Genomic DNA, 26,067 nt, shown 5'->3' with positions numbered 1-26,067 from the left:
GTATTGATTACTCAAGACATTTCGAACTCACCCGGCATAGCCTTCCCTGTGTCTTCGATTTTCCCCGAGGAAAGGCGCTGCCAAGGGTCTTGTGAAAAGGCCCCTGAACCACCAGTCGAAGGAATCCGGGAGAGAGGGAAAAGACATGAGGATCCCCACATCAGTGAAGGCCGCGGCGGCGACCGCCATCGCCTCCGCAGCAGCCGTCATCGGACTTTCCGCTCCGGCCGACGCGGCGGGCGGCGACGGCGTGTGTCAGGTCCGTGAATGGTGCCTGTATGCCTCCGTGAACCTGGGTGGGTCGCTGTACGACTACAGCGGCGGGGACACCAACTACAGCAACGAGCAGTTCCTCACCGGCGGCGTCGGCCAGTTCCGGTCCGTGGCCAACAGGGCGCTGTCCGCCGACAACAGGAACTTGACCATGTATGTGCAAGCATTCACCGGACCCAATTTCACGGGTACTCGCGGGGTCGCGGCTCCCGCAACGTCCGGGACGTTTGCGCGACCGTACTTCGCCAACCTCGAATCGCACTACTTCTCGCGGGGTCCGGAGGGCGTGGCCCCGGCTCCGGGCCTGCTCCGCTGATGCCGCTCCGGCCCTCCGCCCGGCACGCCGGGCGGAGGGCCGGTTCCACCGAACGGAGACCCCATGCAGCTCACCGCGAAGCGAACCGCCGCGGCACTGCTCCTGATCGCCTTGTCCGCGGCAACCGGCTGCAGCAGCGATTCCGGTGCCGCCTCCGGCGCTGAGCCCGAGGTGAAGTCGACGCCTACCGCGCTGGCAGCCGCCTCCCTGAAGCTTCCCCTCGACACGTACCAACTGTCCTCGGACGAGCTCGACCGGCTCGCCGCGGCGCAGAGCACCCTGGTCGCCCGGTGCATGCACCGCTTCGGCTTCGCGTTCCGCATGCCCGACCCGCCGCCCCAGCCCGAACCCCCGGACGGCAACGAGCGGCGCTATGGGACGACCGACAGGGCGACAGCCGCGAAGTACGGCTATCAGCCGAAGCCGCCACCGCGTCGGAAGGCACCGGCCTCGAAACCGGCTCCCACGAGCGATGACCCGGCGGAGACTTCCGTACTCCTGGGAAAGGGACAGCGGTCGTGGAAGGGCAAGCCCATTCCCGAGAAGGGGTGCGTGGGTGAGGCGGCGCGCGGACTGTCGTCCGGCGCCCCGCCCCTCTCCGAAAGCGAGACGCAGACAGCGCAGAACCTCTCCGCGGAAAGCTTCACACGCTCACAGAAGGACTCCCGGGTACGCGCGGTGTTCACCGAGTGGGCGCAGTGCATGAAAAGGAGGGGTTACGACTACGCCACCCCACTCGACCCGCCGGGAGACCCTCGCTTCACCAAGAAGGTCACCACACGGCAGATCGAGACGGCGAACGCCGATATCACCTGCAAGAAGCAGACCAACCTGATCGGTGTGTGGTTCGCGGTGGAATCGCGCTACCAGAAGGACCTGGTCGCAGAGAATCGGAGCACGCTGGAGAAGCTGAGGCGGAACAACCGAGCCCAGCTCGCCGAAGCGGCGCGCGTCACGGGCAGGGCAACTCCGAGGTGACGACTGCCACCGCGGCTCGCCCGGCCCTTGACGGACATGGGTACGCAGGGCGCGGCCGAGTGGGGCAGGGTCCCCCTACGCCGGTGCCTGGAACCCCCCGATCTCCCGCTCAAGGAGTTCGGCCAGCCTCAGGGGAGTGCGGTCCTCGTACATCGGGCCGATGAGCTGTACCCCCACCGGCAGCCCTTCGGGGGACCGGCCCGTGGGTACGGCGGTGGCGGGGAGGCCGGGCATGGTGGCGAGGCCGGCCCAGACGAGCTGGTCGAAGTACGGGTACTCGACGCCGTCGACGGAGATGAGGCGTCGCAGCGGGTCGGGATGGTGATCGTGCGGGAACGCGGGAGTGGGCGTGATCGGACACACCACGGCGTCGAACTCGGCGAAGAACCGGCGCCATTGGTGGCGGTGGAGCTCGCGACGGCTGTTCGCCGCCATCCAGTCGCGATGGGTGAACACCATGGCACGCAGCCGCACCGCGTCGAGACTCGTGTCGTCCGCGCTCAGCTCCGCGGCCTGGGCCTGGAGCGTCTCGTAGGCCTCGATGGGAAAGCGCGCCACCGAGCCCGAGACCAGCAACTGCATGTAGACCGTGGCGGCTTCGGCCAGGTCGGGCAGCAGCGGACTGTGCCGTTCGACGCGGGCGCCCGCGTCGACGAGCGCGTCGGCCACGCGCTGCACGCCCGCCCGCACGGCGGACCCGGTCGGAATGAACGGATGCTGGTCGAGGACCAGGACCCGGAAGTCGCCGAGCCGCTCGTGGCGCGCGGGCGGCAGCGTCACCTCGTGCGCCACGCCGAGCGTCAGCGGATCGGGTCCGGCCATGACGTCGAGCAGGAGCGTGAGGTCGCGGGCGGTGCGCGCCATCGGCCCGACGACCGCCAGTTCGCTCTCGGTCGGCAGCGCCGGTGCGGGCGGCGGCACCATGCCGCGGTGCGCCGTGAGACCCAGCGTCGGCTTGTGCGCGTAGACGCCGCAGAAATGTGCGGGCGTGCGCAACGAACCGGCGAGGTCCGAGCCGATGGACAGCGTTCCGAACCCGACCGCCAGGGCCGCCGCCGAACCGCCGGAGGAGCCGCCCGACGTACGGCTGTGATCCCATGGATTGTTGGTCGTACCGTAGATCTCGTTGAAGCTCTGGATGTCCTGCAGCCCCAAGGGCACATTGGTCTTGCCGAGCAGCACCGCGCCCGCGGCCTTGAGGCGCGACACCTGCACCGCGTCCTCGGCGGGAAGGTAGTCCCGGAACTGCGGGATGCCCCACGTCGTCGGCAGCCCGACCATGTTGTACGACTCCTTGACCGTCACCGGAAGGCCGAGCAGCGGCCGGTCCTCGCCGCGGGCACGCGCCTGGTCGGCGTCGCGCGCGGCGGCCCGCGCACGGTCGAAGTCCGGCACGCAGATCGCGTTGATGGCCTCGTCGTCCCGCTCGATACGGGCGATCACCTCGTCGGTGAGTTCCACCGACGTCACTTCACGGGCGCGCAGGGCAGCCATGGTTTCTTCGGCCGTAGAGAATTTCCACTCCATGAATCGACCGTAACGACCCTGCCGAGAGGCCATAAAATGCTTTTCCCCGCAATGGTTTTGAATGGCTGAATCGTCACGGCCACGCGCGGTCGTCCACTGCCGGAATCGGCTCGTCCACCACGGTCGCCGGTGTGGCGCCGGTGCATGCCATGCCCTCGCGAAGCGGAGGGGACGGGCCGCAGTAGCCACCCTCCACGCCGGGAGGGCACGGGCCGGACCCACCGGAACGGCGGACGCGTGATCGCCCCCGTGTACGGTCGGTCGGGGCCCGGTCCCGGATGTCGGAAGGCGAGGCACGAACGTGGAGAGCGAGGCGGGAATGACGGAGCGGCAGGAATTCCACGGCGGGGTGAACGTCGTGCACCGCCACGGCGACGTCGTCCACCGACCGGCGTCCCCGGCGGCACCGGCGATCCACCGCTTGCTGGACCACCTGCATGACCGGGGATTCCACGGCGCACCGGAGCCGCGGGGCTTCGACGCCGAGGGCAACGAAGTGCTCACCTTCCTCGACGGCGAGGTGCACAACAGGCTCACGTCGCAGTTGCGTACGCCCGAACTCCTCACCTCTGCGGCCGAATTGCTGCGCCGCCTCCACGACGCCACCGTCACCTTCCGGCCACGTCCCGACGACCGCTGGTTGTTCCCGCCCCGACAGCCGGCGGAGGTCATGTGCCACGGTGACGCCGCCCAGTACAACTGCGTGGTGAAGGACGGCGTGGCGGTCGGATTCATCGACTTCGACGCGGCGCACCCCGGACCACGCGTCTGGGACGTCGCCTACGCCGTCTACCGGTTCGCGCCGCTCCAGGCCCCGGACAACCCCGAGAGCTTCGGCACGCCGCAGCAGCAGGCGCGCCGGGTCGCCGCCTTCTGCCGGGCCTACGGCCCGGGCGTGGGCGCCGAGGTCGTCGACGCCGTCCCCGAACGGCTGCAGGCACTCGTGGACCTCATGCGCGAACAGGCCGCGCAGGGCAACGAGGCGTTCCAGCAACACATCGCGGCAGGCCACACCGACCTGTACGAGGCGGACATCCGCTATGTGCGGACCCACCGCGACGTTCTGCGGGCCGCCTTCGACGATCGATGACGCCGCGACCACCCGCACCGGGGCCCCGGACACCTTCGCCCAGTGGCCTCCGAGCCCAGATCACGCCCCACCCGCCTGCTTCATCGCCAGAGGCCACGCGATCCTCCGCCGGAAGCAGGCGACCTCCCCGTCCGCCAGGACGGCCCTCGCGACGCCCTCCCGGGCGGGCTCCGAAGGCGGCTTGGCGAGGTCACCCGCCCCGGTGCTTGCCTCCCGGGCCTCAGCGCTCGCGCGCCCTCACCACCTTCAGCCCGGGTGCCTTGCGGATGTCCCGCTCGCAGAAGCGGGACGCCACCCAGCGCTCGTCGGAGTACAGGCGCGTCTGATCGCTGTAGTGCGGCGAGCGGGGGTTCGACGACTGGGAGTAGGTCAGGAGCGTGCGTGCCCGGGGGCAGGGGGAGGCGTCCCAGCCGACGGCCTGGATGTGGCTGGAGCCGCTGCCGACCTCCGGGTAGCCGCCGGTCGTCGGATTCCAGCGGCCCTCGATCTTGTTCCAGACGCCGAGGGATTCCGTGCCGCCGTGGATCGGCAGGCGCTTTCCGTTGCGTACGACGAACTGGTGGTCACCGAGGCGTGCGTCCAGCGGGATGCCCGCGGCCCGCAGCTCCGCCACAGCGTCGGCGAGCGCGGTGGCGAAACCGGGCGCGTCGGTGTTGAGGGAACGGGGGGTGCGGACGGGGTCGCTCGCGCTGAAGGGCACCTTCCACAGCTGGGCGCCCGGCACCTTCGTGAGCAGGGCGCGCCAGAACCGGTCGAAGAGCAGCGCGCCCCGCGACCCGGTGTTCATCGTGCGGTCCCAGGCCTTGAGCACGTCACAGGCCGCGCTCACGTCGGCGGCCCTGCCGTCGCTGCCCGTCGCCGACCCCGAGGGCAGGGCCGCGCAGGCGCGCGCGGCGTCGGCGGCGGCCAGGTCACCGGCGGGCGCGCGGTTCGTGAACTGCTGTCGCTGGAGGTCCGCGACCGTCAGGCCGCCCCGGCGGGCCAGCGCGGCGACGTCCTCGACGGCGCCGCGCGTGCGCATCGTCCGCTCGGTGCCGATGGTGCCGAAGATCCGCTCGTAGCCGGTGAGGGGCTGGTCGGCGTTGGACAGCCAGGCGCTGTCGTTGGAGTTCTCGGCGTACGGGGCGTCCTTGAGTGTGGGCATGCGCGACGGCCCGAACGTGCCGGGCTGGAGGGCGTCCTCGTCCGAGCCGAGCGCGCAGTCGCGCCGGGAGCCGTCCAGGACGGCCACGCCCGCCACCGGATACGTCAGCTTGCCGAGCGGGGTCGAGCAGCGCGCGGCGAGGTCGTCGGTGACGCGCGGCAGGATCTGCGACTGGGTCAGCAGCGAGTGACCGGCGCGGTCAGCGGCGACGGTGTTGACCCAGGGGAGCCCCTGGGTGTCGCGCAGCGCACGCAGCACGCCCCCCACCGAACGGGCCTTGCCGAAGCGCAGGTTGGCGTCACCGGCGCGCAGCTGCGCGGCGTTGGGGTCGTTGAGCGCGTACGCGGTCCTGGCCGTCCACGGCAGGGGCAGCTGGGAGCCGAGCGAGGTGACGACCGGCCCGTAGCGGGTCCACCACTGGGTGCGGGTGACCGGAGCGCCGTCCCGCACGGGCACGGTGACCGTCCGGCGCGTCATCCGCTCCCGCTGGCCGTCGACGAGGTACGCGGTCGGATCGGCCGGGTCGAGCGTCAGCTCGTGCACGGTGAACGGGACGCCGGTCGCCACGGTGTGGCTCCACGCCACGTGGCTGTTGAAGCCGATGTTGACGACGGGGGTGCCGAGCAGCGCCCCGCCCGAGACGTTCAGCTCGCCCGGGATGGTCTGCTGGAGCTGCAGGAAGCGGCGGCTGCCCTGCCAGGGGTAGTGGGGGTTGCCGAGGAGCAGGCCGCGGCCGCCCGCCGTGGTCCTGCCGCTGAAGGCCACGGCGTTGGAGCCCATGTCGGCGCCCTCGGCGCCGGGCGCGAGCAGCCGCCGCGCCGCCTCGGCGGTTCCGCGCGGGTCGGGGGAGCGGCGTGTCGCGCCGGGGCCCGGCGGGTTCGCCCCGGTGATGCCGTCGACGACCCGGCCCCGACCGCCGAGCGTCGACACCGCGTGGCCGAGGCGGGCCACGTCCAGGGCCGAAGCCGGACGCACCCAGTCGGCCTTCGCGCACGCCGGGTCCGTGACGCGGTTCTGCCGCAGCCACGCGTTGTAGCCCGCGGCCAGGCCGCGCATCAGCTCCTTGGCGGCGTGGCTGGGGCCGCGCGGCGCGGGCTGCTTGAGGAGCTTCTCGACCGTGCCCGCCTGCCGTACGCCCCGGAAGTACAGGTCGCTCGTGAGGTTCGTCGTCGCCGATGACAGGCCGCCGCCCGGGTCGCCGTCCGGCCCGAAGTGGCGCGAACGCTCGCCGCGTACGGTGGTGAAGCTCTGGGCGAGCACGCACACCTGATCGGCGGCCTGGGCCCAGCCGGTGCCGAAGCCGAGGTCCGCGTAGTCCTTGGCGAGGACGTGCGGGACGCCGTACTCGGTGTAGCGGATGGTGGCGGAGAGGCCGCCGCCCGACGGCCGCTCGCTGCCGCCCGGCGCGGCCGTCGCCGTGGCGGTCAGCAGGGCAGAGGCGGTCAGCAGGGCCGTTCCCCACGCCACGACGGGTCTGGTGCGCATGCGCATCGTGCCTCCCGACTACGGTGAGAGCAGTGGCCGTTGGAGCGTACCAACCGGTACGTAACGTGTCTGGAGGGCCTACGCCGGGCGTCCCGTGGAGCATGCGGCTCCGTCAGTGCCGCGCGGCCCACTCCGCGCGGGCGGCGCGCACCTCGTCGAGGGCCTGGCGGTGGCCGCCCTCGCGGGCGCGGTGCTCGGCGCGGTCGAGCAGGGCGGCCGCCCCGGCCGGGTCGGCGGCGGTCCGGACGCGGGCCAGTGCGGTGAGGGCGAAGGCGAGGACGGTGCCGCCGAAGGGCTCGGCCAGCTCGACGGCGGCCCGCGCGAGGCGCTCCGCCTCGACCGAATCGCCCAGGGACAGCTGGAGTTCGGCGAGGTTCGCGCGCTCGAACGCGGTGGCCGTGGGGCGGCCCGCCTGCTCGGCCAGGGCGAGGGCGCGGCGGCCGTGACGCAGGGCCTGGCGGAGGTCGCCCGCACGGCGCGCGTTCTCCCGCAGGACGGAGAGCACGGTGGCGAGCAGGGCCGGGTCGCCGGACGCCTCGGCGGCGTCGAGGGCCTGCTCGGCCGGGGCGGCCGCCTGGTCGAAGCGGCCGAGCAGGCCGTTGCAGGCGGCCTGCTGGGCGAGGGAGCGGGCCAGGAGCGCGGACCGGGCGGACGGGGGAGGGGGCGGCGTGCGGCTCGCGGTCGCCGTCGGCGGGGGACCGCCCAGCGCGGCCTGGGCGGTGCGCGCCGCGTCGAGCCCCGCCTCGTACGCGCCTTCGTAGAAGAGGACCAGGGACCGCGCCATGTGATGCGCGGCCCTGACCTCGGCCGGAGCCTCCGGGCCCGGCGCGTGGGCGCGCAGGGTCGCGTGCGCCTCGGCCGGGCGGTGGCGGCGGGCGAGCACCTCCGCGAGGCGGGCGGCGGCGAGGGCGCAGGCGTCGGCGTGGCCGCGCAGCGCGTACGCGGCCAGGGCCTGCCGCAGGACGCCGATGGCCTCGTCGTAGCGGCCCGAACGGTCAAGGGTGAGTGCCCAGTCGAGGCGGACGCGCGCGGCTTCGAGGTCGATGTGCTCGCGCGGTGCCGCGCGCTCCCGGCGTGCGCCCCGGTGCCGGGCGGCGTCCCTGAGGACCCGGCGGGCCCGCTCGTCGGCGGGGGCCCGGTCGAGGACGCGCCGGGCGGCCGCCGCCGCGCGCACCGGATCGCCCTCGTGGAGGTGACGCTCGGCGAGGGCGAGGCCCGTCGTGGCGCGCAGGTCGGCCAGGCGTACGCGCCGGGCGTCGGCCCAGGCGGCGTAGCGGTCCTCGGGGAGCAGCTCGCCGGTGAACGCCTCGAACGCGGCGGTCAGCTCGGGCACACCACCGTGCGACAAGGCGTTTTCGGCCAGGGCCTCGACGTGGTCCGCGTCGATGACCACCGCCCCCGGCACCAGGCGCAGCAGCGCCCCGTCGGTGGTGAGATAGGAGGAAGCGGCCCGGGGCCTGAGCTCGGGCTCCAGGGCGTGGCGGGCGGCGTGCAGGGCGACGCGCAGGTTCCGCAGCGCGGCGCCCAGCTCGGCGTGCGGCCAGCAGTCGGCCATGACGTGCTCGCGGTGCAGCTGGTGACCTGGCGCGAGGGCCAGGAGCTTCACCAGGGTGCGGGCGCCGGGACGCGGCCAGCGCGCGGCGGGCGGCACGCCGTGGGGCCGTTCGGCGCGGAAGCCGCCGAGCAGATACAGATGCAGCGGCCCGGCGCCCGCACCGCTCGCGCCGTCGTCCTCGCGGGCCCCGCTCCCCCTGTCGTCCGTGTGTGCTGACGCGCTCATGAGGTGCAGTTTCTCCAACGGGGCCCACGGTCACGCCTGTTACAGGCGCATTACTGGCCGGAACTCGCCGGTCGTCTCGGCACGTCATGGGCGGGTCGACTGCGTGATCACGTCGTTGTCGCGAGGGGAGCCGATTACCGGTCGCTTCCGCGTTGACCTGCGGGAAATCTCCTCCCGAAGATGTCGTGCGAGCCCCAGGAGCCCCTTGAGTCCTACTGGAGGAAACATGAAGCGTCCCCAAGCCATCGCCGTGAGTGTCCTGTTGTTGCTGTCGGGCAGCGCTGTGGCGGCCGGCGCCGCCGACGGCTCCGCCGCCGGGTCGTCCGGCCACCACCGGTCCCCGGCCGCGGCGTGGTGCGTGAAACAGGGCGGCAAGGCGCAGGTCCAGGTCCCGTACTACACCAAGACCGGCATCCAGATCGTGCGCCTCGGCGGTGAGCGGGAGATGTGCGTGTTCACGGCGGACGACGGCTCGAAGCTGACCATCGGGGCGGACACGCTCGCCGCGACGAAGCCGACGCTCGCCGCCCTCGCCTACGTCCACAAGCCCGCCGACCCCGGCGGCCACCCCGGCAACCCGTCCATCGGCTACTGCAAGGCCCTCAACGGCACGGCGATGTACGGCCCCAGGGCGACGGACGGCGGCGGCTGGGCCAAGAAGGGTGAGACGAACCCGGAGAAGGCGATCCCCGGCTGCATGTTCGGCGACGGCTCGGTGATCGACGCCTGGGCGCTGAAGTACCACGCGGGCGGGGTGATCCGGGGAGCGGACCTGACGAAGAAGTTCCGCGCGGACCTGCCGTAGGGCGCGGCCACGGGGAGGGGCGGCTCAAGTGGCGGTGCTGTAAGGTCCCTTCCCCGCACGCGCCCCCGTCTTCACTGCCGACGCCACGCCTGGGGCGGTTGCCGGGCGGCGGGCGCCTCTCCGCCGGGTGCCTCTCCAGCGGGCACCCCTCCATGGGGCGTCCTTCGATCGGGCGTCCCTTCACTGACCGGGCGTCCCTTCGCCAAGAGCCCTTCCATCGGGTGTCAGTTCAGCAGCGGCAGGACAAGGGCGAGCACGATGAACGTACTGGTGAACGCGGTGGCCGCGGAGGCGAGTCGCTTCGGCCTGCTCAGGGCGGCGGCGGGCGGCCCCGCGGCAGGCGCGGGGGTCGGGCCCGTGACGTCGTACGCGACGAACCCCAGGAAGAGCGCGAGGGCGACCGTGACCACCGTGACCGCGACGCGGGAGGCCCTGGGATGCCCGTCCCCGAGCTCAAGCGTGGCGGCGACCGTGCACACGTCGGTGATCACGGCCATGGCGGACGCGCCAGCCGCACCCCAGGCCCTGGCACGACCGGCGCCGTCCGCCAGCGCGAGCCGGAAGCCCACGCGCGCGCAGACCGCGGCGGCCAGGGCGGTGCACCCAAGGAGCACGGCGACGACGACGGACACGGAGACCCCCTCGGGGCGAAGTGCCTTGCGGGCACGACGAGGGGACAGGGCTGACTGCGGCATCCCCTCCTGCCACTGTCCCAGAGTTTCTGAGACAATGGAAACAACGCAGTTGAACAGCTATGCCGGGGGTGGTGATCCAGCATGACGGCGCGACGCGCCGGACGTCCCATGGCCGCGCTGCGACAGGATCTGCCGCCCGCGCTCCGCTCCTTCGCCGTCGAACTGCGGCGCCGCCGTGCGGAGTCGGGGCTGACCCTGCGCGAACTCGCTCGCGTCATCGGACTGAGCCCCGCCTCGCTGTCCCGGGTGTTCAACGGCGAGCGCCTCATGAGCGAAGCCGATCTGCGGCGCCTTGCCTCCTCGCTCGGCCTGGCCGAGGACGATGCGAGGGCTCTTGAGCTGCGGCTGCGCCAGGCGCGCGCGGAGGGTGAGGCGGAGACAGGCGGCCGGGGGACCGCAGGGAGCGATCTGCACGGCCGTCTCCGGGAGTTGCAGGAGGAGTCCGGACTCAGCCTGCGCGAGATCGCCCAGCGCCTGGAGGCCGCCGGAGCGCCCCTGGGGAAGTCCACGATCGAGCGTGCGCTCCGCGACCCCGCCCCCGCGCTGCCGCAGGCCCTTCAGCTGGCCGGTGCCCTGATCGGCGCGCTGCCGGACGCCGCACGCGAGGCCGCCACCCAAGGAGTGCTCCAGGCCGCCCACGCCGCCGCGACCCCACCCGCCGTACAGGGCGAAGCCCCGCACGCCGCACGGTCGATCAGCCAGTGGGACCCGCTCGACCTGGAAGTGCACCGGGCGGTGCGCCCGGCGTCCACGGCCGTCGGACAGGCACTGCCGGGATACGTCCTGCGCGCCCACGACCGGGCCCTGGCCCGCCTGGTGTCGGCCGCCGCCGAGGGCACCAGCGGCATGGCGGTCCTCGTCGGCTCCTCCTCCACCGGCAAGACCCGCGCCTGTTGGGAAGCGGTGAGGCCGCTCGCGCCGAAGGGCTGGCGCCTGTGGCACCCGGTCGACCCCACCCGCGCCGACGCGGCACTGCGCGGCCTCGACGACGTGCGGCCCCGGACGGTGGTGTGGCTGAACGAGACCCAGCACTACCTCGGCCAGCCCCGCCACGGCGAGCGGCTCGCGGCCGCGCTGCACGACCTGCTCGTACGGCCCGAGCGCGGTCCGGTCCTCGTCCTCGGCACCCTGTGGCCCGACCACGCGCACCAGTACACCGTCCCGCCCGCGCCCGGAGCACCCGATCCGCACTCCCGGGCGCGCGACCTGCTCGCCGGACGGCTCATCCCCGTCCCCGACGCCTTCGACCAGGACGCCCTGAGGTCCGCCGGCGCCCTGGCGCGGCACGGCGACGCGCCCCTCGCGGAGGCCCTCGCCTGGAGCAGCGGCGGCCGCGTGCCCCAGTTCCTCGCGGGCGGCCCGGAACTCCTGCGCCGCTACACCGCGTCCACCCCGGCCGCGCGAGCCGTCCTGGACGCCGCGATCGACGCCCGCCGCTACGGCGCGGGGGCCGCGCTGCCCCCTTCCTTCCTCACCGAAGCGGCGACCGGTTACCTCACCGACTCCGAGTACGACGGCCTCACCGGCGACTGGGCCGTGGATGCGCTCGCCGAAGCCACCGCGCCGGTCCACGGCCGCATGGCGCCCCTGCGGCCGTGGCGGCCCGGCCCTGCGCGGGGGCGGAGAGACGCGGATGACCCGCCGACCGCCCGGGTGTTCCGTCTCGCCGACTACCTCGCCCAGTTCGGCCGCACCTCGCGCCGGACGCGGTTCCCGCCCTCCTCCTTCTGGTACGCGGCTTACGCACACCTGCCCGCCCGGGATCTCTTCGCCCTGTCCACGGCGGCCTTCAGGAGCGCCCGGCTGACGTGGGCCAACCAACTGATCCGCCGTGCCGCCGACTTGGGTGGCCCTGTGGTGGACGGCACGGCTGTCCTCTACTCGAAGGCCGCCTCGACAGAGCGGTCGGGCGACCATGACGGGGCCGAGCAGCTGTACCAGCGGGCCGCCGAAGCCGGGGACCCGCTGGCCCTGTTCCGACTGGCCCAGGCGTACCAACGGGCGGGCGACGCGGACGGCCTGGAACGCCTGGCCCGAAGCGCGGCGGACGCCGAGGGATTCCTCCCCCTCGCGGACCCGGGCCTTCGCGCCGGGGAGGGCGCCGAGGACCCGTACCGCCGAGCCGCCGAGACCGGCGACCCCCACGCCCTCTTCCGCCTCTTCCGGATGCGCGAGCGGGACGGTGACCCCGAGGGCGCCGAGCACGTGGCCCTGAAGGCCGCCGACGCCGGTCACGCCTGGCTGTTCAACTTCCCGGCGCGATGGCCTGACGGACTGGAAGCCGACGGCACGATCACGCCTCCCTCTCTCGAGTCCGGCGACTGAGCGCACGGCGGCATGACGGCTGCTGGCGGGCGCAGAAAGCAGCACCCCGCGTCACCTGGTGGCGCCTGATCAGCACAGGCATATGATCACCCGCATGGCGACACGACTCGTTCAGATTTCGATGCAGGCTCGGGACAACTCCGCGGTCGGGCGGTTCTGGGCCGAGGCGCTCGGCTGGAAGGTCACCGGCGACAAGGGCGCCGAGACCAACGTCGAACCCGAGGGCTTCTCCTACCCCGGCGCGGCCGCCGTCTGCGTCGACGTCATCGGGGTCCCGGAGTCCAAGACGGTGAAGAACCGCGTGCACGTCGACCTCGCCACCACGTCGGCGGCCCACCAGGCGGAACTGGTCGCACGCCTGAAGGACCTCGGCGCCACGCCCGCCGACGTGGGCCAGGGCGACGTCCCGTGGACGGTCCTCGCCGATCCGGAGGGCAACGAGTTCTGCGTCCTGGAGCCTCGGGAGACCTACCGGGACACCGGGCCGATGGCCGCGGTCGTGGTCGACTGCGCGGACCCCCGCGCCATGGCCCGCTTCTGGGGCGAGGCGATGGACTGGACCGTGCACGAGGTGACCGACGACCGTGCGGCCCTGCGCTCCGCCGAGGGCGTCGGCCCGTACCTGGAATTCCTCCGCTCGTCCGACCCGAAGACGGTGTGGAACCGCGTCCACCTCGACCTCCGCCCGTACGCCGGGGACGACCAGGCAGCGGAGGTGGCCCGGCTCCAGGCCCTCGGCGCGACGCGCGTCGACGTGGGCGGCGACATGGCGTGGACGGTCCTCGCCGACCCGGAGGGCAACGAGTTCTGCGTCCTCACACCGCTCTGAGCCCGACCTCGCGGGCTGAGGTGCGGACCGGTCCGCACCTGCCCGCAGGGGCGGACCGGGTCCGGCCCGCCCCTCCGGAGCGTTCTTCCGTTACGGAAGGCTGTGCACCTTCGGGCCGACGGCGTTGGACCACGCGTGGCCCGCTGTCGCGTCCCAGTTCGTCGACCACGTCATGGCGCCGCGCAGCGACGGGTACGTCTTCGACGGCTTGAAGGAGCCGCAGCCGGTGCCGCGGGTCAGGCAGTCGAGGGCGTTGTTCACGACCGACGGGGCCACGTAGCCGCTGCCCGCGCCGCGCGTCGACGCCGGGACGCCGATGCCGACCTGCGACGGGTCGAGGCCGCCCTCCAGCTGGATGCAGGCGAGCGCGGTCAGGAAGTCCACGCTGCCCTGGCTGTAGACCTTGCCGTCGCAGCCGAGCATCGAACCGCTGTTGTAGTACTGCATGTTGACGACCGTGAGGATGTCCTTCACGTTCAGTGCCGTCTGGAAGTACCCACCGGACGTGGACTGCATGTCGATGGTCTGCGGTGCCATCGTGAGCACCAGCTTCGGGCCCGCCTTCGCCGAGAGCTGGCGCAGCGCCTTCGACATGTAGGTGGGGTTGAGGCCGTTCTCCAGGTCGATGTCGACGCCGTTGAACCCGTACTCCTGCATCAGCGCGTAGGCGCTGTTGGCGAACGCCGTCGCGGAGGCGTCGCTGTTGACGGAGATGGTGCCCTTCTCGCCGCCGACCGAGAGGATCACGGACTTGCCCGCGGCCTTCTTCGCGGCGATGTCCGCCTTGAAGTCGGCGGTGGAGGCGTAACCGACGGCCGGGTCCAGGTTGAAGGTGATCTGGCCGGGCGTGGTGGTCGCGTCGGCGAAGGAGACCGCGATGATGTCGTACTGCGACGACACGTCCCGCAGCTTCTGCACGGTCGCGCCGTTGTTGAAGTTCTGCCAGTAGCCGGTCACCGCGTGCCGGGGCACGGTGCCGTCGCCGCCACCGTCGCCCTTGGGGGTCCGTACGGACACCGCCGTCGACTTCGCCGACTCGCCCGCCGCGTTGGAGGCGCTCACCTGGAAGCTGTACGTGGTCTCCGGCGTGAGACCGGTGACGGTCGTGGAGGCGCCGCTGGCCGAGGCGACCTTCGTGCCGTCGCGGTAGACGGTGTACCCCGTCGCCGTGGACGACGGCGTCCAGGACAGGTCCACCGACGTGGGCGTCGTCGTGCCCGCCGTGAGGCCGGCCGGTACGGGCGGTATCTCGACCGGGTCGGGACCGCCGCCCCCGTCGGGCCCGAAGACGCTCACGTCGTCCACGTAGTACGCGCTCTGCCCGTACCAGCCGTGCGTGTACACGGTGACCGAGGTGGTGTTGGCGCCGGTGGTGAAGCTGGTGGAGAGCTGCTGCCAGGACGAGGCGGCCGGCGTCCAGGTCGACACGTCGGTGGTGCCGGTGCCGCGGGCGCCGAGGTAGGCGTAGCTCCCCTGCACCCAACTGCTCAGCTTGTACGTCGAGTTCGGCTTCACCGCGACGATCTGGGAACACTCGGCGGTGCCCTGGCCGGACGGGGTGGCCTTGAGTGCCTTCGCGCCGCCGTGCACGGGGGAGGTGACGGCGGCGCCGCTGTTCGCGGCGCAGGTCCAGTTGCTCAGGTCCGCCTCGAACCCGGCGTTCTTGGCGACGTTGACGTCCGCCGCCTCGACGCCTGCCGCCCTCGTGCTCGCCGCGTCGGTGTCCGCCGACTGCGCGGGTGCGGCGAGCGCGGTGACGGCGAGCGCGGCGGCCGCACCGACGGCCATCGCCGCGCTGATTCTCCGGCGGACGCCGGATCTGTTCTGACGTACACGGTCCACGGGTGCCTCCTGGGGGGAGAGAGGTGAAGTGCGCGAGCGACGACGGCGGCCACCGCTGTTGCGCAAAGTTGGTCCAGACCAATCAAGTTGTCAAGACCTCAGGACAGGAGAACCCGCGGCGGAGCACGCGACGGCCGTGGCCGCCGTCGTGCACGACACCTCGACCGGGACCACTCGGCGGACCTGGGCGGCGGCGACGTCCTGCATGGCGCCGTGCCCACGCCGACGCTCGGCCACGGGCGTCAGGCCCACGGGCGTCAGGTCCACCGGCGTCTGGTCCATGGGCGTCTGGTCCATGGGCGTCAGGTCCACCGGGGCCCAGCTGATCTCCACCCCCGGTTCCACCCAGGGGTCCAGGTGTTCCGGGCCTCGTCGCAGGAGCCTTGAGGGCATGACGACAACCGAGTGGATCACCGACATCGCCCTCATCCTGGTCGTCTTCCGGCAGCTGCGGGAAGACCGGCTCGACCTCAAGACCTTCCTGGTCCCGCTGGGAATCGTGGCCTTCGTGGCCTACTCGTACCTGGACTCCATCCCCACCGCGGGCCATGACCTCGTGCTGATCGCGGCGCTGATGGGCGTGGGCGCCGCGCTCGGCGTCACGGGCGGCCTCTACACCCGGATCCGGACCCCCGGTGGGCACGTCCTGATCAAGGCGGGGGCGGTGTCGGCGATCCTGTGGGTCGTCGGCATGGGTGCGCGGATGGGGTTCCAGATGTGGGTCGAGCACGGCGGCGGCGCCGACGACGTGGCCCGGTTCAGCCTCGCGCACCACATCACCAGCGAGCAGGCCTGGGTGACGGCGTTCGTGCTGATGGCGCTCACCGAAGTGGTGACGCGCGTGGCCACGATCTTCATACGGAGCCGGAGGCCCGGCCTGACCCGGACCGTGTCCCACCCGGTGCCCGCCGCCGACCGTACGGCCTGACCATGCAGTATGTTCTGCCCGTGTCCGCTACACCGAGTGCTCCGACTCCCCAGCAGGCCGCGGATGAGGAGGCGGTCCCGCGGCCGGTTCCCGGGCAGGACCCGCGGGTGCAGTGGGCCGTGACCCTCGCCGTCATCGCCGTCGGCATCCTGACCGTCCGGCCCATGGGCTTCAGCGGCCGGGGCCTGGCCGTCGCCGTCCTCTTCGCGATCAACGCGGCGGCGCTGCTGGCCAGGCGCCTGCCCGAGCACAAGGTCCCCCAGCTTCTGGCCCTGCTCTGGCTGTCCCTGGGCATCGTCGCGGCGGCCGCCCTGATCGGCGTCAGCAGCAGCGGCACGAGTTATCTCTTCGCCTTCTTCCTCGCCGGTCACATCGGATACCGCCTGGAGACCAAGCAGGCCCTCGTGCTCGCCGGGGCGTGCAGCCTGCTCTGCGGCGGCGTCCTGTACTTCCACCTCGGCCCGGGGCACGACCAGTTGCCCTGGACGCTCGGTCTCACCACCGGCACCCCGGTCCTGATCGGCATCATCAACCGCAGCCAGCGCCGGGCCGTACGGGCGGCGATCGAAGCGGCGGAGTCCGCCGAGCGCGCCGCCCGGGCCGAGGCCCGGACCGCCGTGCTGACCGAGCGCAGCCGCATCGCCCGGGACGTGCACGACGTCCTCGCGCACTCGTTGGCCGGGATCAACATGCAGCTGGAACTGGCCGACGCGCTGCTCGACACCGGCGACCTGGACCGGGTCCGTGAGGCCAACGACAAGGCCCACCACCTGGTCAAGGAGAGCCTGAAACAGGCGCAGTGGACCGTGCACGCGCTGCGCGAGGACGCGCTGCCGCTCCTGGAGAGCCTCACCGCGATGCTCGCGTCGACGGGCCATCGCGATGTCCTCACCGTCACCGGGACCGTCCGCGCCGTGCCGGCCCAGGTGACCCAGAACCTGCTGCGCATCGCCCAGGAGGCGCTGACCAACGCCGCTCGGCACGCGCCCGGGGGAGAGGTCGGCGTGGAGCTGGAGTTCACCGCCTCATCGATCACGCTGAGAGTCCGCAACCGCCCCGCCACCCGTAAGGTGAGCGTGGAGATCGGGAGCGGGATGGGGCTGATCGGCATGCGCGAACGCGTCGCCGTGCTGGGCGGGACGGTCACCGCGGGCCCGGTCACCGAGGGGCCGCACCAAGGCGGCTGGCAAGTGGAGGCAGTGATCCCGGGATGAGTGAACCGACGCAGGAGCCGCAGCGGCTGAGGGTGGTCGTCGCCGACGACCAGGCCGCCGTCCGGGAACCGCTCGCCGCGGTGCTCGGGCTGACCGAGGACATCGACGTCGTCGCGTCCGCCGCGAACGGCAGCGAGGTGCTGACCGCTGTCGCGTCCGGGCCGGTGGACGTCGTCCTGATGGACCTGAGAATGCCCGTGATGGACGGCATCGAGACAACGGCCCGGCTGGCCGAGGACCACCCGGATGTGGCGGTGGTCGTCCTCACCACCTTCGCCGACGACGACTCGATCCTGGGCGCGCTCGGCGCGGGAGCCCGCGGCTACCTCACCAAGAACGCGGGACGCCAGGACATCACCCGCGCGATCCGGGCCGCTGCCGCAGGTCAGTCCGTGCTCGACCGCGAGGTCCAGGACCGGCTGCTCGCCACCGTCAGGACCAAGGCGCCGACACGGGGACAGGCCCTGCCCGAGGACCTCACACCCCGCGAACGCGAGGTCCTCACCCTGATCGGCCAGGGCCTGCCCAACCGGGCCATCGCCGAGAAGCTCTTCATCAGCGAGGCCACGGTCAAGACCCACATCAACAACCTGTTCGCCAAGGCAGGCATCCGCGACCGGGCCGACGCCGTCCGCCGCGCCATCGAGGCGGGGCTGACCTGACGGGGGCTGCTCCTGTACGGGGGTCTGCTCCCGTACGGCTCGATCTTCAGTCGCGCCACGATCGGGCCCTGACAACTCCCCCTGATGAGCGGCCTGGTCAGCACACCGCGCGCCGCTGCCGTACGGACACGGCCCACCTCTTGACCCCCGCCCCGGCGACCCACAGGATCACGCCATGACGGATGTCCGCAGCAGCACGGTCGACGGAGTCCTGCGGCGCAGTGCGCGCCGCACGCCGGAGGGCATCGCCCTGCGGTACGGCGAGCGGGTGTGGACGTATGCCGAGTTGGACGACGCCGTTTCCCGGGCGGCGCGGATTCTCGCGGAGAGCGGCCTCGGGCGGGGGGACCGGGTCGGGGCGTACGCGCACAACTCCGACGTCTACCTGATCGGTTTCCTGGCGTGCTCGCGGGCGGGCCTCGTCCACGTGCCGATCAATCAGAACCTCACCGGCGACGACCTGGCGTACCTCATCGGGCAGTCCGGGAGCGCGCTGGTGCTCGCCGACCCGGACCTCGGACCCCGGCTCCCGGACACCGTGCGGGTGCTGCCCCTGCGCGACGCGGCCGACTCGCTGCTCACGCGGCTCGCCACCGCGGCGCCGTACGACGGGGAGGAGCCGGACAGCGGCGACCTCGTGCAGCTCCTGTACACCTCGGGCACGACTGCCCACCCCAAGGGCGCCATGATGAGCCATCGCGCCCTGGTCCACGCGTACGTCAGCGCAGTGCACGCGCTGGATCTGAAGGCCTCGGACCGGCCGCTGCACTCGCTGCCGCTGTACCACTCCGCGCAGACGCACGTGTTCCTGCTGCCGTACCTGGCGGTGGGGGCCGAGAACACGATCCTCGACGGGCCCGACGCCACGCGGATCCTGGAGCTCGTCGCGGCGGGCCGCGCCGACAGCCTCTTCGCGCCGCCCACGGTGTGGATCGGCCTCTCCCAGCACCCCGACTTCGCCACCCGCGACCTGAGCGCGCTGCGCAAGGCGTACTACGGCGCCTCGATCATGCCGGTGCCGGTCCTGGAGAGGCTGCGGGAACGGCTGCCGGGGCTCGCCTTCTACAACTGCTTCGGACAGAGCGAGATCGGCCCGCTCGCCACGGTCCTCGGGCCCGACGAGCACGAGGGGCGGCTGGCCTCCTGCGGGCGGCCGGTGCTCTTCGTGGAGGCCAAGGTCGTCGACGTCAGCGGCAAGGAGGTGCCCGACGGGACGCAGGGCGAAGTCGTCTACCGCTCCCCGCAGCTGTGCGACGGCTACTGGGGCAAGCCGGAGGAGACCGAGGAGGCCTTCCGCGGCGGCTGGTTCCACTCCGGCGACCTGGCCGTGCGCGACGCGGAAGGCTACTTCACCGTCGTCGACCGCGTGAAGGACGTCATCAACTCCGGCGGGGTGCTGGTCGCTTCACGCCAGGTGGAGGAGGCCCTCTACACCCACCCCGCCGTCGCGGAGGCGGCGGTGATCGGCCTGCCGGACGCGCGCTGGATCGAGGCCGTGACGGCCGTCGTCGTCCCGGCCCACGACAAGGCGCAGGTCACCGAGGCCGAACTCATCGCCCACGTCCGCGAGAAGCTCGCCGCGTTCAAGGCCCCGAAGCGGGTCCTGTTCGTGGCCGAACTGCCCCGCAACGCCAGCGGCAAGATCCTGAAGCGGGAGCTGCGGGACCGGTTCTCGGACGACTGAACGCCTCGGCCCGGCGCGCGACCGGGCCGGCCTCCAGGGCCTCTCGCCAGGACCGTGCCGGCCGGGTGGATGGGGGGAGGGGCAGATCGCGGCACCGGACCTGAGTACGCGTACTCAGGTCCGGGCGGTCACCGTCGACCACAGTGGGGGGCGGACCGGACGAGCAACAGGAGACGACCATGCCCCCCAACGCCACCCGCCCGCGCACCGCCTCCCGCCGACGGACCCGCACCGCCGCGGTCGCCGCGCTCACGGGAGCCGCCGCGGTCGTCACGCTCAGCGGCTGCTCCGGACTCTCCTTCCGGGACGACATCTGCAGCGACGGCGAGTACCCCGTCATGACCATCGGGGGGACCGGCTCCGCGTGCGTCAAGGACGGCACGAAGGAGCCGAAGGGATACACGCGTTATCCCGAGGGGAAGGTGCCGCAGAAGGTCGACGACAAGTGGGACGTGTACTGGCGCACGCACACCGTCGACAAGAAGGGCGACATCGTCGACGCACCGGAGGGGGAGTGACCCGGCCCGGCCACGGCGGAAGAGTGCGCTAGCCCTCCGGATAGAAGACGAACAGCGTGCAGCCGGTGCGCGTCGAGGGCACGTGCCACGAACCGGCCGGGGCGTGCAGGAACGTACCGGGCGGGTAGTCGCGCGCCCCGTCGTTGAAGGTGCCCGCGACGACGTAGACCTCCTCGGGGCCGGGCTCGTGGACGTCGCGGTGCGGCCAGGACGTACCCGCGTCCATCTCCAGCATGGTGGCGTGCGCGCCGGTCGGCCCCCGCCACAGGGGGCGTACGCGGATCCCGGGGAACAGCTCGCGGGCCGGGGACGTGGCGGCAGGGACGGAGGTGTAGCCCTCCTGCATGAGTATCTCGGGGTGCATGCCCGCAACAGTGCCCTGTCGCGGCCGGGCGGGGCAGAGTCCGCCGTGACACCATGGGGTACTTTTGTGCCATGCATCGCGTGGTGGCTCTGGTGCGGCCGGTGCAGTCGGTCTTCGAACTCGGCTGCGCCGTCGAGGTCTTCGGCACCCAGCGGCCGGGCGTGCCCCGGCACTACGCGTTCGAGACGTGCGCGGAGGTGCCCGGCCCGGTGCCGACCACCGGCGGGTACGCGATGTCCGTGACGCGGGACCTGTCGGCGATCGACGCGGCGGACACCGTGGTCATCCCCGGCTGGCTGCCGGTGGAGGAGCCGCTCTCCGAGCCCGTACGCGAGGCGCTGCTGCGGGCGCACGCGCGCGGGGCGCGGCTGGTCACGATCTGCTCCGGCGTGTTCGCCCTGGCCCGCACCGGGCTCCTTGACGGGCGCACGGCCACCACGCACTGGGCCCGCGCCGAACAGCTGCGGCGTGAGTTCCCCCAGGTGCGCGTGGAGCCGGACAGGCTCTACGTGGACCACGGCGACATCGCCACCAGCGCCGGCGCGGGCGCCGGGTTCGACCTGTGCCTGCACCTCGTGCGGAACGACCACGGGGCCGCGTACGCCGCCCTGCTCGCGCGGCACATGGTGCTGCCGCCGCACCGCGAGGGCGGCCAGGCGCAGTACGCGCCGCCGCCTCCGCCCGGGGACGCGCTCGACGGCCTGCTGGCATGGGCCGACGACCGCCTCGGGACGCCGCTGTCGGTATCCGACCTGGCCGCGCACCTCGGCGTCTCGCCCCGCACCCTGGCCCGCCGCTTCACCGACCAGCTGGGCATGAGCCCGGGCGCGTGGCTGCTCTCCCGGCGGGTGGCCGCGGCCCGCACCCTCCTCGAGGAGACGGACCTGCCCGTCGAGGCGATCGCGGCCCGCGTCGGCCTCTCCTCCGCGGTCAATCTGCGCCGTCGCTTCCGCGCCCGGACCGGCACGACCCCGGGCGCCTACCGGCGTGCGTTCCGCGTCCCGTGAGCCGCCGGGGCTTCCCGCCACCGCGGCCGTCGCGTACGTCGACGGCCCCGGAGGGCACCGCCTGTGCTACCGCGACCACGGCGGCCCCGGCCCGGTACTCCTCGCCCTGCACGGCCACTTCAGCGACGGCCGCACCTTCGCGCCCCTGGCCCGGGCCCTGGCGGGCCGGTGGCGCGTCATCGCGCCCGACCAGCGCGGGCACGGCCGCTCGGACCGGGCCGACGACTACTCCCGGCGCGGATACGTCGACGACGCCGCGGCGGTCCTGCGCCATCTGGGCCTGACGGACGTCGTCGTCCTCGGGCACTCGCTCGGCGGCGTCAACGCCTACCAGCTGGCCGCCCGACAGCCGCGCCTCGTGCGCGCCCTCGTCGTCGTGGACATCGGGGCCGCGCCCGACGGAGATCTCTCCTTCTGCCTGGACTGGCCACGCCGGGCGCCCACCAGGGCCGCCCTGCTGAGGGAACTCGGCGCGTCGGCCCCGTACGTGTCCGGTGCCGTACGCGCGTACGCGGACGGCTGGGGGCTCGCCTTCCACCCGGCGGACATGATCGCCTCACAGCAGGCGCTGAACGGTGACCACTGGGCCGACTGGCTCGGCAGTGACTGTCCGGCGCTGCTGGTCCGGGGGCGCCGCAGCCGGGTCCTCGGCGCCGGGCAGGCGCGGGAGATGGCCCGGCGGCGGGCGCGGGTCCGGCTGGTGGAGCTGGACACCGGGCACACCGTGCACGAGACCGGCCCGGAGGCGTTCGCGAGGGCCGTGGACGCCTTCCTGGCAGGGCTGTGACGGGGCGCGCGGGCCCCGCGGGCCGGCCCGCCGTCAGGGCTTGAGGTGGCGCATGTCCACGATCCGCTTCACCTTGCCCACCGACCGCTCGATCGACTCGGGGTCGACGACCTCCGCGGAGATGGAGACGCCGATGGAGTCCTTGACCGCCGACTCGACCTCGCGCGCGGCGGTGACGCGGCGCCCGCGCGGCGTGTCCACGCGGGACTCCACGCGCACCGTGAGGGCGTCCATGCGGCCCTCCCTGGTGAGACAGAGCTGGAAGTGCGGGGCGAGGCCCGGCGTGCGCAGGATGATCTCCTCGATCTGCGTGGGGAAGAGGTTCACACCGCGCAGGATGACCATGTCGTCGCAGCGGCCCGTGACCTTCTCCATGCGGCGGAAGACCCGGGCCGTGCCCGGCAGCAGCCGCGTGAGATCCCGGGTGCGGTAACGGATGACGGGCATGGCCTCCTTGGTGAGCGAGGTGAAGACCAGCTCGCCGAGCTCACCGTCGGGCAGCACCTCCCCGGTGATCGGGTCGACCACTTCCGGATAGAAGTGGTCCTCCCAGATGTGCAGGCCGTCCTTCGTCTCGACGCACTCCTGCGCGACCCCGGGGCCGATCACCTCCGAGAGCCCGTATATGTCCACCGCGTCGATGGCGAACCGCTCCTCGATCTCCTGCCGCATCTCCTCCGTCCACGGCTCCGCGCCGAAGATGCCGACCTGGAGGGACGTGTTGCGCGGATCGATGCCCTGCCGCTCGAACTCCTCCAGGAGCGTCAGCATGTACGAGGGCGTCACCATGATGATCTCGGGGCGCAGGTCCAGGATGAGCTGCACCTGGCGGGCGGTCATGCCGCCGGACGCGGGGATCACCGTGCAGCCGAGCCGCTCCGCGCCGTAGTGCGCGCCGAGCCCGCCGGTGAACAGGCCGTAGCCGTAGGCCACATGGACCTTGTGGCCGGGCCTGCCGCCCGCGGCACGGATGGAGCGGGCCACGACGTCCGCCCACATCGACAGGTCCTGCTCGGTGTAGCCGACGAGCGTGGGACGGCCCGTGGTGCCGCTCGACGCGTGCAGGCGCCGCAGCTCCGACTGCTCCACGGCGAACATCCCGAAGGGATAGTTGGCCCGCAGGTCCGCCTTCGTCGTGAAGGGGAAGCGGGCCAGGTCGGGCAGCGTATGGCAGTCGTCGGGGCTGAGCCCCGCCGCGTCGAACGCGGCCCGGTAGAAGGGAACGTTCTCGTACGCGTGCAGCAAGGTGTCCTGAAGGCGCTCGAGCTGCAGCGCTTCGAGCTCCTCACGACCGAGCCGCTCCGCGGCGTCCAGGAGTGCCGGTGTACGCGCCATGGGCGGATACCCCCGTCCGAGCCGGGCGGCCGAGCTATCGGCCGATCTTGTTTCGGGGTCAGTAATTCAAGCTTTCATGGCTTGTGGCAAGGGTCTCGTACCCCGTGCCGAAGCCGCAGCAGCGGGCGCACCGCGCCCGGCGGGAAACTAGGGTTTGCGGGCGACAGCGCCGTACATGGCGATGTCCTCGTCCTTGATCATTTCACCCTCCGTACCGTCCGGGCGCCACTTGTGGACCTGGACCATCCCGGGCTCCACCAGGTCCAGGCCCTCGAAGAACCGCTCGGCCTCGGCCCGGGTGCGCAGCCGCATGGGCAGGCCCCGTGCCGCGTATTCGCGGGCCACCCGCGCCACGTCTTCCGGCGCGAAGTCGGCGGTGCCGACGGACATCGCCAGATAGCTGCCCGACGGCAGTGGTTCCAGGAGGCGCTTGACGATGCCGGTGGCGTCGTGCTCGTCGAGGAGGAAGTGCACGATCGCGATGATCGTGAGCGCGACGGGCCGGTCGAGATCCAGGGTCTCGCGCAGCTCGGGGGCGTTCAGGATCGTGTCGGGGTCGAGCATGTCGGCCTCGATGTACGAGGTCATGCCCTCGGTGCTGCTGGCGAGCAGCCCCTGGGACAGCGTGAGCACGATGGGGTCGTTGTCGACGTACACGACCCGGGACGCCGGGGCGACCGACTGGGCGATCTCGTGGAGGTTCGGCGAGGTCGGGATGCCGGTCCCGATGTCGAGGAACTGCCGGATGCCCGCCTCCCGCGCCAGATACGTCACGGCGCGGTCCATGAAGTCGCGGTTGGCCCGCATGTGGATGGGCAGGGCGGGCCACTCCTGGGCCATCACGTCCCCTGCCTCCTTGTCGGCGGGGTAGTAGTCCTTGCCGCCGAGGATGTAGTCGTAGATGCGCGCCGAGTGCGCGCTGGCGGTGTCGATCCGGTCGGCCGGCCATCCGTCGTCGTGCGACACGGCCCCTCCTGTCAGTCGTGATCTCGCTGTGCGGTGAGCGGTGCGGTGAGCGGTGCGATGAGTTGCGCCGTGACATGCGCGGCGTGCCTGTGTGGTGAACCGTTTCGCGGGAGCGGCCCGGGCCGTGCGCGGAACGGGGGAAGAGCCAGGCCCCGAGGGGCCGCCGTGCTAGCAGAGGAAGTCGGCGTCGCCGGCCTTCACGCTCGCGAGGAAGCGGGCCACTTCACGAGGCGTGAGGATCAGCGCGGGCCCGCCGGGGTCGGTCGACTGGCGGAAGGCCACCCGCCCGTCGACGAGCTTCTTCGCCTCGAGGCAGGCGCCTCCGGCGTCGTCGCTCCAGGGCTTGCGCCAACCGTGGGCGCCGAGCTCCCGGGAAGGCATGCCGTTGCGTATGGGGTGCACTCACAGCTCCTTACGGATCGCGCCGAGCAGGGCTTCGGTCTTCCGGGCGGGCGCCGCCTGGGCGCCGAGCCGGTCCAGGGCCTCGCGGTAGACCACCACGTCGTCGCCCTTGTCGAGGTAGACGGCCCCGACCAGGCCGTTGACGTAGACGATGTCCGGTAGCTCCGGGGCCTTGAACCGGAAGATGTGGAACGCTCCCGCCCGCATGGCCGGGTGGGGGCCGTTCTTGAAGGGCATGACCTGCAAGGTCACGTGGGGCTGCGCCGTCACCGCGATCAGATGGTCGATCTGCGCGCGCATCACGGCGCTGCCGCCGACCGGCCAGCGCAGCACGGTCTCGTCCATCACGACCCACAGGTGCGGGGGAGCGGCGCGGGTCAGCAGTTCCTGACGCTCCATGCGCAGGGCGACCTGGCGCTCCGTGACCTCGGCCGCGGCGTGCGGATTGCCCGCGCTCAGCAGCGCGCGGGCGTAGTCCTCCGTCTGGAGCAGGCCGTGGACGAACTGCGACTCGTAGGCGCGGATGTGGTGGGCGGCCTGCTCCAGGCTGAGGTAGGCGGCGAACCAGTCGGGCATCACGTCGCGGTACGAGTGCCACCAGCCGCGCTGGTTGGCCTCGCGGACCGACTGCAGGAAGGTGTCGATCTCGCGCTGGTCCGCGACGCCGTACGTCCGCAGGAGCTTCTCGACGTCGGAGAGGCGCAGTCGCGCCACCTTGGCGGCTTCGAGCCGTCGGATCGTCGAGTGGCTGACGCCGATGGCCTCGCCCGCCTGCTCGTACGTCAGGCCGGCGCGCGTCCGCAGGTCCTCGAGCCGCTTGCCGAGGATCATGCGCAGGACCGAGGGGGCGCCGCCCCACGCCGTTTGCGCTGTCATGCCCCACCTCCCCGCACCCGTACCGCGGTAGCGCCCGCCCAGGGCAACTCACCGGTGCCTCGGTCGCAGTCTGTCACGATCATCGGCTGATGTGAGCAGCTTGCGCGTGACGAATTGAAAATTTCAACTCAGCGGTTGCAGTCCGCTCTTCACAGATGTCACAGTGGACGTCCTGTCAGGAAGGCCAAGAGCCCGTGATGATCACGGAGTTGACGGCCCGTCATGACAGGGCGGG

24 protein-coding genes are annotated in these 26,067 nt (G+C 72.4%); 13 read left to right on the top strand and 11 right to left on the bottom strand.

Annotated features, from left to right (window positions below; translation table 11 throughout):
• Window positions 1-163 precede the first annotated feature (163 nt).
• Window positions 164-589 carry a peptidase inhibitor family I36 protein gene (locus AC5WAM_RS03340; protein WP_495521491.1) on the top strand — a complete coding sequence of 142 codons (426 nt, stop codon included), beginning with the start codon at window positions 164-166 and terminating at the stop codon, window positions 587-589.
• A 63-nt stretch (window positions 590-652) separates the two neighbouring features.
• Window positions 653-1,567 carry a hypothetical protein gene (locus tag AC5WAM_RS03335; RefSeq protein WP_495521490.1) on the top strand — a complete coding sequence of 305 codons (915 nt, stop codon included), beginning with the start codon at window positions 653-655 and terminating at the stop codon, window positions 1,565-1,567.
• Window positions 1,568-1,642: 75 nt separating this feature from the next.
• Here the strand turns inward: AC5WAM_RS03335 and AC5WAM_RS03330 are convergent, their stop codons facing one another.
• Window positions 1,643-3,094, bottom strand: a complete 1,452-nt coding sequence (locus AC5WAM_RS03330) for an amidase (RefSeq protein ID WP_495521489.1) — start codon at window positions 3,092-3,094, stop codon at window positions 1,643-1,645.
• A 319-nt stretch (window positions 3,095-3,413) separates the two neighbouring features.
• On the opposite strand from AC5WAM_RS03330, the gene AC5WAM_RS03325 reads away from it, so the two are divergent.
• A complete protein-coding gene (locus tag AC5WAM_RS03325; RefSeq protein ID WP_366789894.1) occupies window positions 3,414-4,184 on the top strand; it encodes a phosphotransferase in 771 nt (256 codons plus the stop codon).
• Window positions 4,185-4,404: 220 nt separating this feature from the next.
• On the opposite strand, the gene AC5WAM_RS03320 is transcribed toward AC5WAM_RS03325, so the two are convergent.
• Together AC5WAM_RS03320 and AC5WAM_RS03315 are read right to left on the bottom strand one after the other, a co-directional pair.
• A complete protein-coding gene (locus AC5WAM_RS03320) occupies window positions 4,405-6,819 on the bottom strand; it encodes a penicillin acylase family protein (protein ID WP_495521488.1) in 2,415 nt (804 codons plus the stop codon).
• A 106-nt stretch (window positions 6,820-6,925) separates the two neighbouring features.
• Window positions 6,926-8,593, bottom strand: a complete 1,668-nt coding sequence (locus AC5WAM_RS03315) for a hypothetical protein (RefSeq protein ID WP_495521487.1) — start codon at window positions 8,591-8,593, stop codon at window positions 6,926-6,928.
• Window positions 8,594-8,819: 226 nt separating this feature from the next.
• Here AC5WAM_RS03315 and AC5WAM_RS03310 point away from each other — a divergent pair, with 226 nt between their 5' ends.
• Window positions 8,820-9,398: a hypothetical protein gene (locus tag AC5WAM_RS03310; protein WP_495521486.1), complete on the top strand. Its 579-nt coding sequence runs from the start codon at window positions 8,820-8,822 to the stop codon at window positions 9,396-9,398.
• Window positions 9,399-9,622: 224 nt separating this feature from the next.
• Here the strand turns inward: AC5WAM_RS03310 and AC5WAM_RS03305 are convergent, their stop codons facing one another.
• Window positions 9,623-10,030, bottom strand: coding sequence for a hypothetical protein (locus AC5WAM_RS03305; protein WP_138964940.1), 408 nt, complete (start codon window positions 10,028-10,030; stop codon window positions 9,623-9,625).
• 144 nt (window positions 10,031-10,174) lie between these two features.
• Between AC5WAM_RS03305 and AC5WAM_RS03300 the strand changes: the two genes are divergently transcribed.
• Complete coding sequence (locus AC5WAM_RS03300) at window positions 10,175-12,418, top strand: helix-turn-helix domain-containing protein (protein WP_495521485.1); 2,244 nt, start codon at window positions 10,175-10,177, stop codon at window positions 12,416-12,418.
• 94 nt (window positions 12,419-12,512) lie between these two features.
• Window positions 12,513-13,247 carry a VOC family protein gene (locus AC5WAM_RS03295; RefSeq protein ID WP_495521484.1) on the top strand — a complete coding sequence of 245 codons (735 nt, stop codon included), beginning with the start codon at window positions 12,513-12,515 and terminating at the stop codon, window positions 13,245-13,247.
• Between the two features lie 90 nt (window positions 13,248-13,337).
• Here the strand turns inward: AC5WAM_RS03295 and AC5WAM_RS03290 are convergent, their stop codons facing one another.
• Window positions 13,338-15,035 carry a chitinase gene (locus AC5WAM_RS03290; RefSeq protein ID WP_495523493.1) on the bottom strand — a complete coding sequence of 566 codons (1,698 nt, stop codon included), beginning with the start codon at window positions 15,033-15,035 and terminating at the stop codon, window positions 13,338-13,340.
• A 144-nt stretch (window positions 15,036-15,179) separates the two neighbouring features.
• Window positions 15,180-15,482 (bottom strand): hypothetical protein, encoded by a 303-nt coding sequence (locus AC5WAM_RS03285; protein WP_495521483.1) that lies wholly within the window; start codon window positions 15,480-15,482, stop codon window positions 15,180-15,182.
• Between AC5WAM_RS03285 and AC5WAM_RS03280 the strand changes: the two genes are divergently transcribed.
• The 5 genes from AC5WAM_RS03280 to AC5WAM_RS03260 all read left to right on the top strand — a co-directional run bounded on the left by AC5WAM_RS03280 (window position 15,481) and on the right by AC5WAM_RS03260 (window position 20,095).
• Window positions 15,481-16,017, top strand: coding sequence for a hypothetical protein (locus AC5WAM_RS03280; protein ID WP_495521482.1), 537 nt, complete (start codon window positions 15,481-15,483; stop codon window positions 16,015-16,017). The genes AC5WAM_RS03285 and AC5WAM_RS03280 overlap by 2 nt on opposite strands.
• A gap of 2 nt (window positions 16,018-16,019) precedes the next feature.
• The gene (locus tag AC5WAM_RS03275; protein WP_495521481.1) at window positions 16,020-17,231 is read left to right on the top strand and encodes a sensor histidine kinase; all 1,212 of its coding nucleotides are present in this window, start codon (window positions 16,020-16,022) and stop codon (window positions 17,229-17,231) included.
• Window positions 17,228-17,893, top strand: coding sequence for a response regulator transcription factor (locus AC5WAM_RS03270; protein WP_495521480.1), 666 nt, complete (start codon window positions 17,228-17,230; stop codon window positions 17,891-17,893). Before AC5WAM_RS03275 ends, AC5WAM_RS03270 begins: the two co-directional genes overlap by 4 nt.
• A 175-nt stretch (window positions 17,894-18,068) precedes the next feature.
• Complete coding sequence (locus AC5WAM_RS03265) at window positions 18,069-19,577, top strand: acyl-CoA synthetase (RefSeq protein ID WP_495521479.1); 1,509 nt, start codon at window positions 18,069-18,071, stop codon at window positions 19,575-19,577.
• A 179-nt stretch (window positions 19,578-19,756) separates the two neighbouring features.
• Entirely contained in the window at window positions 19,757-20,095 is a 339-nt protein-coding gene (locus AC5WAM_RS03260) for an SCO0607 family lipoprotein (protein ID WP_495521478.1), read from the top strand.
• Between the two features lie 28 nt (window positions 20,096-20,123).
• Here AC5WAM_RS03260 and AC5WAM_RS03255 read toward each other — a convergent pair whose 3' ends face one another.
• Window positions 20,124-20,459, bottom strand: coding sequence for a cupin domain-containing protein (locus tag AC5WAM_RS03255; protein WP_495521477.1), 336 nt, complete (start codon window positions 20,457-20,459; stop codon window positions 20,124-20,126).
• Between the two features lie 71 nt (window positions 20,460-20,530).
• Between AC5WAM_RS03255 and AC5WAM_RS03250 the strand changes: the two genes are divergently transcribed.
• Both AC5WAM_RS03250 and AC5WAM_RS03245 read left to right on the top strand, forming a co-directional pair.
• Entirely contained in the window at window positions 20,531-21,466 is a 936-nt protein-coding gene (locus AC5WAM_RS03250; RefSeq protein ID WP_495521476.1) for a GlxA family transcriptional regulator, read from the top strand.
• Window positions 21,447-22,253 carry an alpha/beta fold hydrolase gene (locus tag AC5WAM_RS03245; protein ID WP_495521475.1) on the top strand — a complete coding sequence of 269 codons (807 nt, stop codon included), beginning with the start codon at window positions 21,447-21,449 and terminating at the stop codon, window positions 22,251-22,253. Before AC5WAM_RS03250 ends, AC5WAM_RS03245 begins: the two co-directional genes overlap by 20 nt.
• A gap of 33 nt (window positions 22,254-22,286) precedes the next feature.
• Here the strand turns inward: AC5WAM_RS03245 and paaK are convergent, their stop codons facing one another.
• The 4 genes from paaK to AC5WAM_RS03225 form a co-directional block, all read right to left on the bottom strand.
• On the bottom strand, window positions 22,287-23,588 hold the full coding sequence (gene paaK / locus AC5WAM_RS03240; protein ID WP_366789908.1) for a phenylacetate--CoA ligase PaaK: 1,302 nt from the start codon (window positions 23,586-23,588) through the stop codon (window positions 22,287-22,289).
• A gap of 147 nt (window positions 23,589-23,735) precedes the next feature.
• Window positions 23,736-24,554 (bottom strand): SAM-dependent methyltransferase, encoded by an 819-nt coding sequence (locus AC5WAM_RS03235; RefSeq protein ID WP_366789909.1) that lies wholly within the window; start codon window positions 24,552-24,554, stop codon window positions 23,736-23,738.
• Between the two features lie 168 nt (window positions 24,555-24,722).
• Window positions 24,723-24,935 (bottom strand): DUF397 domain-containing protein, encoded by a 213-nt coding sequence (locus tag AC5WAM_RS03230; RefSeq protein ID WP_138967539.1) that lies wholly within the window; start codon window positions 24,933-24,935, stop codon window positions 24,723-24,725.
• 21 nt (window positions 24,936-24,956) lie between these two features.
• Window positions 24,957-25,832 (bottom strand): Sco1979 family transcriptional regulator, encoded by an 876-nt coding sequence (locus AC5WAM_RS03225; protein ID WP_366789910.1) that lies wholly within the window; start codon window positions 25,830-25,832, stop codon window positions 24,957-24,959.
• Between the last annotated feature and the right edge of the window lie 235 nt (window positions 25,833-26,067).

The organism is Streptomyces sp. JLYT201 (genome assembly GCF_059448825.1).
This window is presented reverse-complemented; position numbering and strand designations above follow the sequence as displayed.